A 7,843-nucleotide genomic window follows, 5' to 3' on the forward strand; every position below is an offset into this window, starting at 1 on the left:
CCCGCTCGTCGCACCCAAATCGTCCCACTCGGCGTTGCAAATGCGCGCCGTGCCGACGGGCACGGCTGTGCTTTGCGCCTTGATTGGAACCCTTTGGGCACGCTGCTCGGCCACGCCGGATTCATTCACACCCTCTGAGGCGTCCTGCAGCTTGAGCAGATCGGCGATGCAGCGAAACACCTTGAGCCGTTCCGGGCTGCGCTGGCCATACTGGGCGAGCCAGGCGCAGCCTTCGAGTATGGCGTCGTCGTCGCCGCTGGCCAGCGCCAGCAGCAGCTTGAGTTCGCCGATCTTGAGCCCGGCCCAGGCGGTGTCGGGGTCGGGGGCGAGACCAATGAGCACGCTCACCGGGCGCTCGTCGGCCAGTTCCAGTTCGACGATCTGGTCGTAGAGCGCAACGCATTCGTCCCCGGACAATTCCGGCAGGCGGGCGATGTCGGCGCGCAGCGCAATGCCCACACTGTTGTTCTCGTATTCGAGTTCGTCCACCGGATAGATTTCGCTCACCCCGGGCACCAGGATGCGGCAGGCGTAAACGCCGAGCTGGGTGAAGTCGGCGACATAGATCTGATGGCCCTCGGCGTGCAGCGCGGCCACTGACCAGTGGTAATCCTGTTCGGTGGAGGCGCCGAAGTTCCAGTCGGCAAAGTCGAAGTCGGGCGTACTGCGCAAAAACTCCCAAGACAGCACGCCGCTGGAATCGACGAAGTGGATTTCCAGGTTTTGCGGATCGGCAATTTCGGCGAGATCGAAGCCGGGCGCGGGAAATCCGGCCAGTGCGTCGAGCGCGCGGCCCTGCAGCAATTCGGTGAGGGCACGCTCCAGCGCGATGTCGAAGCGCGGGTGTGCGCCAAAGCTAGCGAAGCAACCCTGGTCGCCGGGGTGCAGCAGGGTGACGTTCATCACCGGGTAGCGTCCGCCGAGCGAAGCATCTTTCACCACGATGCCGAAGCCCGCCTCGCGCAGGCCGCGGATGCCGGCGGCAATGTGCGGGTAGCGCGCGATCACGTCCTCGGGCACGTCCGGCAGACATAGCGCTTCGCGGATGATGCGGAACTTCACATGGCGCTCGAAAATTTCCGACAACGCCTGGGTGCGCGCTTCCATCAGCGTGTTGCCAGCCGACATGCCGTTGCTCACATACAGATTGCCGATGAGGTTGACCGGAAAGTAGGCGGTCGCGCCGTCGGACAGGCGCTGATAGGGCAGCGCGCAAATGCCGCGCGCCACGTTGCCGGAATTGAGGTCGACGAGCTGCGCGGCAGGCACCGCGTCGTGCGGGTTGTAGAAGGCGCGCAGCTCGGGGTTGAGCAGCCCCTCGGGCCAGGCGTCGCCGTTCAGCGGGAACCAGCGCTCACCCGGCGCATGCACATGCGCACGGTGGGCTATTGCCTCGCCCAGGTAGAAATGCGTCCAGAAATAATGGGTGGATAGGCGCTCGGCAAACTCGCCCAGCGCGCTGGCCCGCGCCGCCAGCTCGGAGGCGCCCTTGCCGTTGGAGAACAGCAGAGCGCAGTCGTGATCGCGCACATGCACCGACCACACGCCTTCCACCGGATTGAGCCAGGAGCGCTCTTCGAGGTGAAAGCCCAGCGCGCTCAGCTTGCTGCGCAGCGTGGCGATGGACTGTTCGAGCGAAGCGTCCTTGCCGGGAATGAAATGTTCGGGGGAGGTCATGGGCGGGGCCGGTGGAAAAGGGCGCTCAGCATAGAGCCTGCGCCCGCCGCCCCGCGGAGGTCAGAGGGTGTGAATGAACCCGGCGTGGCCGAGCAGCGCGCCCAAACGCCCCCGGTCAAGGCGCAAAGCACAGCCGTGCCCGCCGACACGGCGCGCATTTGCAACGCCGAACGGGGGTGTTTGGGCGCGAGGAGCGGACATGGCGGATTTGTTCACACCCTCTCAACTCTCGGAGTTTGGCTTGGCGTTGCCGGAGGGGACGGAGTTCGGCGGCACAGCGCTACCGTGATCTTCGCCCGGCGCATCGGCACTGTCGGGTTTATTGGCCTTGCGCTGCAGTTTTTCCTGCTTTTTGCGCTCTTTGGCGAGTTCTTTCTGACGCTTTTCGTAGGAGTAATTTGGCTTGACAGCGGGAATGCCACATGCTATCGAAGGTCGCGGCCCGGACTCGCCGCATCAAGCATTTTTCGCGTCGAGTCGGTGCTGCGCGGCCAGTTCCATGATGCGCTCCAACTCGACATCACGAATGCCGATGTCGCGCAGCGCCTGCGCAGTGCGCGCGACGTAATCGAATGTGGTGCCGTAGCGGCCACGGCAAGTGCGCAGAATGTCGAGCAACTGCGCGTCGTCTAGTTCACCGGTATAGCTCGGGCTGCTGGGCCGCAGGGTGAACGCGAGCGCCTGCACCACGCCCTGCGGAGTGCGGCAGGCAATCCAGCGCGGGTCATAGACGGCGCGAGGCATTTCGCGCTTCCACAACTGGCGCAGTTCGCGCTCGGCCCGACTTTGGGGCACGCGCAGGGCAATGCCGCTGCAGGAACCGCCGGACATCAGCGCGAACACCAGGCCGGGCGCTTCTTCCGTGCCCCGGTTGATGCGCGACCACATGCGCAGCGTGCGCCGCCAGCCCCACACCCGCGCCGGACGCACTTCGTCATGCACGACTTCCGGGTTCCAGATCAGCGAGCCGTAGCCGAACACCCAGAGGTCGCCATCAGGGCGGCTGGCCAGCGTGGCCTCCAGCATGTCTTGTGGATCCCGCCCCGGAAACTGGGGCAGGCCGTGATCGTCATCGGCTTCGCGCATCATCCCGGCATTGTCCGAGAAACCCGGCTGCACCGACCCTATATAGATCAGAAAACAGATCAACAAACGGGCGATCTGTCGTGGTCGGTCGCTGCATCAACGTGGCAACACGGTGCTACCCATCAAAAACCGGTCGATCTCGCGCGCGGCCTGGCGGCCTTCGCGGATCGCCCACACCACCAAGCTCTGACCACGGCGCATATCGCCCGCGGCGAACACCTTGGGCACATTGGTGGCGTAGCCGGTTTCGTCTTCGGTACCCGCCTTGGCATTGCCGCGCGCGTCCTTGTCGATGCCGAAGGCGTCGAGCACACTGCCCACCGGATGCACGAAGCCCATAGCCAGCAGCACCAGATCGGCAGGCAGGGTGAACTCGCTGCCGGGCACTTCCTGCATGCGGCCGTCTTTCCATTCGACGCGGCAGGCCTTGAGCTGCTTGACTTTGTTCTTGTCCTTGCCGGTTCCGGGGATGAACTCCTTGGTGGCCACCGCCCAGTCGCGCGAGCAGCCTTCTTCGTGGCTGCTGGAGGTGCGCAGTTTGATCGGCCAGTACGGCCAGACCAGCGGCTTGTTCTCTGCCTCAGGCGGCTGCGGCATGACCTCGAACTGGGTAACGCTGGCCGCGCCGTGGCGGTTGCTGGTGCCCACGCAGTCCGAGCCGGTATCGCCGCCGCCGATCACCACCACATGCTTGCCCGTGGCCGTGATCTGGTTTTTCAACTTGTCTCCGGCGTTGACCTTGTTCTGCAGCGGCAGAAACTCCATGGCGAAGTGAATGCCATCGAGTTCGCGCCCCGGCACCGGCAGATCGCGGGGAAACTCGGCGCCGCCGGTCAACAGCACCGCGTCGAAGTCGGCCTGCAACTGAGCGGGAGTGAGGGTCTCCTTGGCCCAGTTGGACACAGTGGCGCCGGGGCCGTCCTTGGGCAGTTCGGCCACCAGCACGCCGGTGCGGAAGGTCACGCCCTCGGCCTGCATCTGCGCGATGCGACGGTCGATATGGCTCTTTTCCATTTTGAAATCGGGAATGCCGTAGCGCAGCAGACCGCCTGCACGGTCGTTCTTCTCGAACACGGTGACAGCGTGCCCCGCACGGGCGAGTTGCTGCGCCGCCGCCAGCCCAGCCGGGCCGGAGCCGACCACGGCCACGGTCTTGCCGGTCTTGTGCGCTGGCAGCTGCGGCGTCACCCAGCCTTCGTTCCAGCCCCGGTCGATGATGGCGTGCTCGATGGACTTGATGCCCACCGGCGCTTCATTGATGCCCAGGGTGCAGGCTGCCTCGCACGGCGCGGGACAGATGCGCCCGGTGAACTCGGGGAAGTTATTGGTCGAATGCAGCACGTCGAGCGCGCGCTTCCAATCGCCCTGCCACACGAGGTCGTTGAAGTCGGGAATGATGTTGTTGACCGGGCAACCGTTGTTGCAGAACGGAATGCCGCAGTCCATGCAGCGCCCAGCCTGCGTCTTGGCCTTGTCTTCCGGCAGTTCGTGGACGAATTCCTTCCAGTGCTTGAGCCGCACGGCGGGGGCTTCGTACTGTTCTTCCTGCCGCTCGAATTCCATGAATCCGGTGATTTTTCCCATGGTCGATCCTTGTTCGTGGTGCTTGAACGATGCACTTCAGTTATTTGGCGGGCACGCTGGCGTGGCCGACGGGCGCTTTGGCTTTATCCGTGGCGGCCTGCGCCTCGCGCTTGGCAGCCATTTCACCCAGCGCCCGCTTGTACTCGTGCGGGAATACTTTGACAAAGCGGCCGCGCGCCTCTTCCCAGGTGTCGAGCAATTCACGCGCGCGCTGCGAGCCGGTCCAGCGCAGATGGTCTTGCAGCAGCTTGCGCAACTGGGCTTCGTCGGTCTGGCCGCGGTGCCATAGCGCTTCGGCCTGCTGCGCTTTCTGCTCGGCCGCCGCAAGCACCTTGTCGAGCGCCACCATGGAGGTATTGCAGCGCTTGGCGAACTGGCCGTCCACGTCGTAGACGTAAGCCATGCCGCCGCTCATGCCGGCAGCGAAGTTGCGGCCGGTTTCGCCCAGCACCAGCACCGTGCCGCCGGTCATGTATTCGCAGCCGTGGTCGCCCGTGCCCTCGACCACGGTGGTCGCACCGGAATTGCGCACCGCGAAGCGCTCGCCCGCCACCCCGCGGAAGAAGGCTTCGCCTTCGATCGCGCCGTAGAGCACGGTATTGCCGACGATGATGTTGCCCGGCGCGTCGCCACGGAAATCGAGGCTGGGGCGCACCACCACGCGGCCGCCCGACAGCCCCTTGCCGGTGTAGTCGTTGGCTTCACCGATGAGGTAGAGCGTGATGCCGCGGGCGAGGAAAGCGCCGAAGCTCTGGCCGCCCGTGCCTTCCATCTGGATGTGGATCGTGTCGTCGGGCAGGCCGTCATGGCCATAGCGCCGCGCCACTTCGCCGGAAAGCATGGCGCCCACGGTGCGGTTGACGTTGCGCGCGTTCTGGATGAACTGCACTTTCTCGCCGCGCTCCAGCGCGGGACGGGCGCGTTCAATCAGCACATGATCGAGCGCCTTGGCGAGGCCATGATCCTGCTCCTCGGTCTGACGGCGCGGCACGTCGGCAGGCACATCGGGCTGATGGAACACGCGGCTGAAATCGAGCCCGCGCGCCTTCCAGTGCTCGACGCCCTTGCGCGCGTCGAGCAGCTCGGTGCGTCCGACCAGATCGTCGAACTTGCGCACGCCGAGCTGTGCCATGATGGCGCGCACTTCCTCGGCGATGAAGAAAAAGAAATTCACCACATGCTCGGGCTTGCCGGAAAACTTTTTGCGCAACGCCGGGTCTTGCGTGGCCACGCCCACCGGGCAGGTGTTGAGGTGGCACTTGCGCATCATGATGCAACCCTCGACCACCAGCGGCGCGGTGGCGAAGCCGAATTCATCGGCGCCCAGCAGCGCGCCGATGACCACGTCGCGGCCGGTCTTGATCTGGCCGTCCACCTGCACGCGGATGCGGCTGCGCAAGCGGTTGAGCACCAGGGTTTGCTGGGTTTCGGCAAGACCGATTTCCCACGAAGACCCGGCATGCTTGATGGAGGACAGCGGCGAGGCGCCGGTGCCGCCGTCGTGCCCGGCGATGACCACATGATCGGCCTTAGCCTTGGCCACCCCGGCGGCCACCGTGCCCACGCCGCTTTCAGCCACCAGCTTGACGCTGATGGACGCGCGGGAATTGGCGTTTTTCAAATCGTGGATGAGCTGGGCCAGGTCTTCGATGGAATAAATGTCGTGGTGAGGCGGCGGCGAAATAAGGCCCACGCCCGGCACGGAGTAGCGCAGCATGCCGATGTACTCGGACACCTTGCCGCCGGGCAACTGCCCGCCCTCGCCGGGCTTGGCGCCCTGCGCCATCTTGATCTGGATCTGGTCGGCGCTGGCCAGGTATTCGGCGGTGACGCCAAAGCGCCCCGAGGCGACCTGCTTGATCTTGGAACGCAGCGAATCGCCTTTTTTCAGCGGAATGTCGCTGACGACGCGCTCGGCGCCGAGCACGCTGCCGAGGGTGTCGCCGTCCTGGATGCCGCTTGAACCCGTGCGCATTTCAGGCCGGTAGCGCAGCGGGTCTTCGCCGCCCTCGCCGGTATTGCTCTTGCCGCCGATGCGGTTCATCGCCACCGCCAGGGTCGAGTGCGCTTCCGTGGAAATGGAACCCAGCGACATGGCGCCGGTGGCAAAGCGCTTGACGATCTCAGCGGCCGGTTCCACCTCATCGATGGCAATGGCCTTGCTGGGGTCGATCTTGAACTCGAACAGGCCGCGCAGGGTGAGCATGCGACGCGACTGGTCGTTGATGATCTGCGCGTATTCCTTGTAGGTGTTGTAGTTGCCGGCGCGGGTGGAATGCTGCAGCTTGGCGATGGCGTCGGGCGTCCACATATGTTCTTCGCCGCGGGCGCGCCAGGCGTAGTCGCCGCCAGCATCGAGCATATTGGCGAGCACGGGCGAATCGCCGAAGGCTTCGCGGTGCATGCGCAGCGCTTCTTCGCCCACCTCGAACACGCCGATGCCCTCCACCTGCGTGGAAGTGCCGGTGAAGTATTTGTCCACCAGCGCGCGCGACAGGCCCACGGCCTCGAAGATCTGCGCGCCGCAGTAGCTCATATAGGTGGAAATGCCCATTTTGGACATCACCTTCTGCAGGCCCTTGCCGATGGCCTTGACGTAGTTGGTGATGGCCTTCTCGGCGCTGAGATCGCCCGGCAGGTCTTTGGCCATTGCCGCAATGGTGTCGAGCGCCAGATATGGGTGCACCGCTTCGGCGCCATAGCCCGCGAGCACGGCGAAATGATGCGTTTCGCGCGCGCTGCCGGTTTCCACCACCAGCCCGGTCTGGGTGCGCAGGCCGTGGGCGGTGAGGTGCTGATGCACCGCGCTCAAGGCAAGCAGCGCGGGAATGGCCACCTGCTGCGCGCTCATGTGGCGGTCGGTGATGATGAGAATGTTGTGACCGCTCTTGAGCGCATCCACCGCTTCGGCGCAAATGGACGCAATGCGCGCCTCGATGCCTTCATGCCCCCAGGCCACCGGATAGCAGATATCGAGCTCGAAACTGCGGAACTTGCCGCCGGTGTGCTGGGCGATGGAGCGCAGCCGCGCCATATCGTCGTAGTCGAGCACGGGCTGGCTGACTTCCAGCCGCATGGGCGGATTGACCTGATTGATGTCGAGCAGATTGGGCCGCGGGCCGATGAAGGACACCAGCGACATCACCATGTTCTCGCGGATCGAGTCGATCGGCGGGTTGGTCACCTGCGCGAATAGCTGCTTGAAGTAGTTGTAAAGCGGCTTGGCGCGGTTGGACAGCACCGCCAGCGCGGCGTCGTTGCCCATCGAACCCACGGCCTCGTCGCCCTTTTCGGCCATTGGCGCCATCAGGAACTTGAGGTCTTCCTGGGTGTAGCCGAAGGCCTGCTGGCGGTCGAGCAGGGGGATGGGCGAGGGCTCGGCGTGGCCCAGATGATCGAGGTCGTCAATGCGGATGCGCAGGTTTTCGATCCACTGACCGTAGGGACGCGCACTGGCGAGCTGGCTCTTGATTTCCTTGTCGTCGATGATGCGGCC

The 7,843-nt window shown here is 64.8% G+C and carries 5 protein-coding genes; all 5 read right to left on the reverse strand.

From position 1 onward, the window contains the following. Positions 1-1,677: 30S ribosomal protein S12 methylthiotransferase accessory factor YcaO (ycaO, locus tag B7X30_RS14395; protein WP_286731501.1), on the reverse strand; the 1,677-nt coding region annotated here is incomplete at its 3' end. Positions 1,678-1,899: 222 nt separating this feature from the next. Then, the gene (locus B7X30_RS14400; protein WP_286731510.1) at positions 1,900-2,094 is read right to left on the reverse strand and encodes a hypothetical protein; all 195 of its coding nucleotides are present in this window, start codon (positions 2,092-2,094) and stop codon (positions 1,900-1,902) included. 39 nt (positions 2,095-2,133) lie between these two features. Beyond that, positions 2,134-2,766, reverse strand: coding sequence for a gamma-glutamylcyclotransferase (locus B7X30_RS14405; RefSeq protein WP_156054513.1), 633 nt, complete (start codon positions 2,764-2,766; stop codon positions 2,134-2,136). Positions 2,767-2,859: 93 nt separating this feature from the next. Then, positions 2,860-4,347 carry a glutamate synthase subunit beta gene (locus tag B7X30_RS14410; RefSeq protein ID WP_286731504.1) on the reverse strand — a complete coding sequence of 496 codons (1,488 nt, stop codon included), beginning with the start codon at positions 4,345-4,347 and terminating at the stop codon, positions 2,860-2,862. Positions 4,348-4,387: 40 nt separating this feature from the next. Next, on the reverse strand, positions 4,388-7,843 hold a 3,456-nt coding region (locus B7X30_RS14415; RefSeq protein ID WP_286731507.1), incomplete at its 5' end, for a glutamate synthase-related protein.

Origin of the sequence: Thiomonas sp. 13-64-67 (genome assembly GCF_002282795.1) — a bacterium.
Taxonomy (GTDB): Bacteria; Pseudomonadota; Gammaproteobacteria; order Burkholderiales; family Burkholderiaceae_C; genus Thiomonas; species Thiomonas arsenitoxydans.

Excerpts from the sequence above, each read along its gene's own strand:
- B7X30_RS14405 (WP_156054513.1), bottom strand. The coding sequence starts at position 2,766 with ATGATGCGCGAAGCCGATGACGATCACGGCCTGCCCCAGTTTCCGGGG.
- B7X30_RS14410 (WP_286731504.1), bottom strand. The coding sequence starts at position 4,347 with ATGGGAAAAATCACCGGATTCATGGAATTCGAGCGGCAGGAAGAACAG.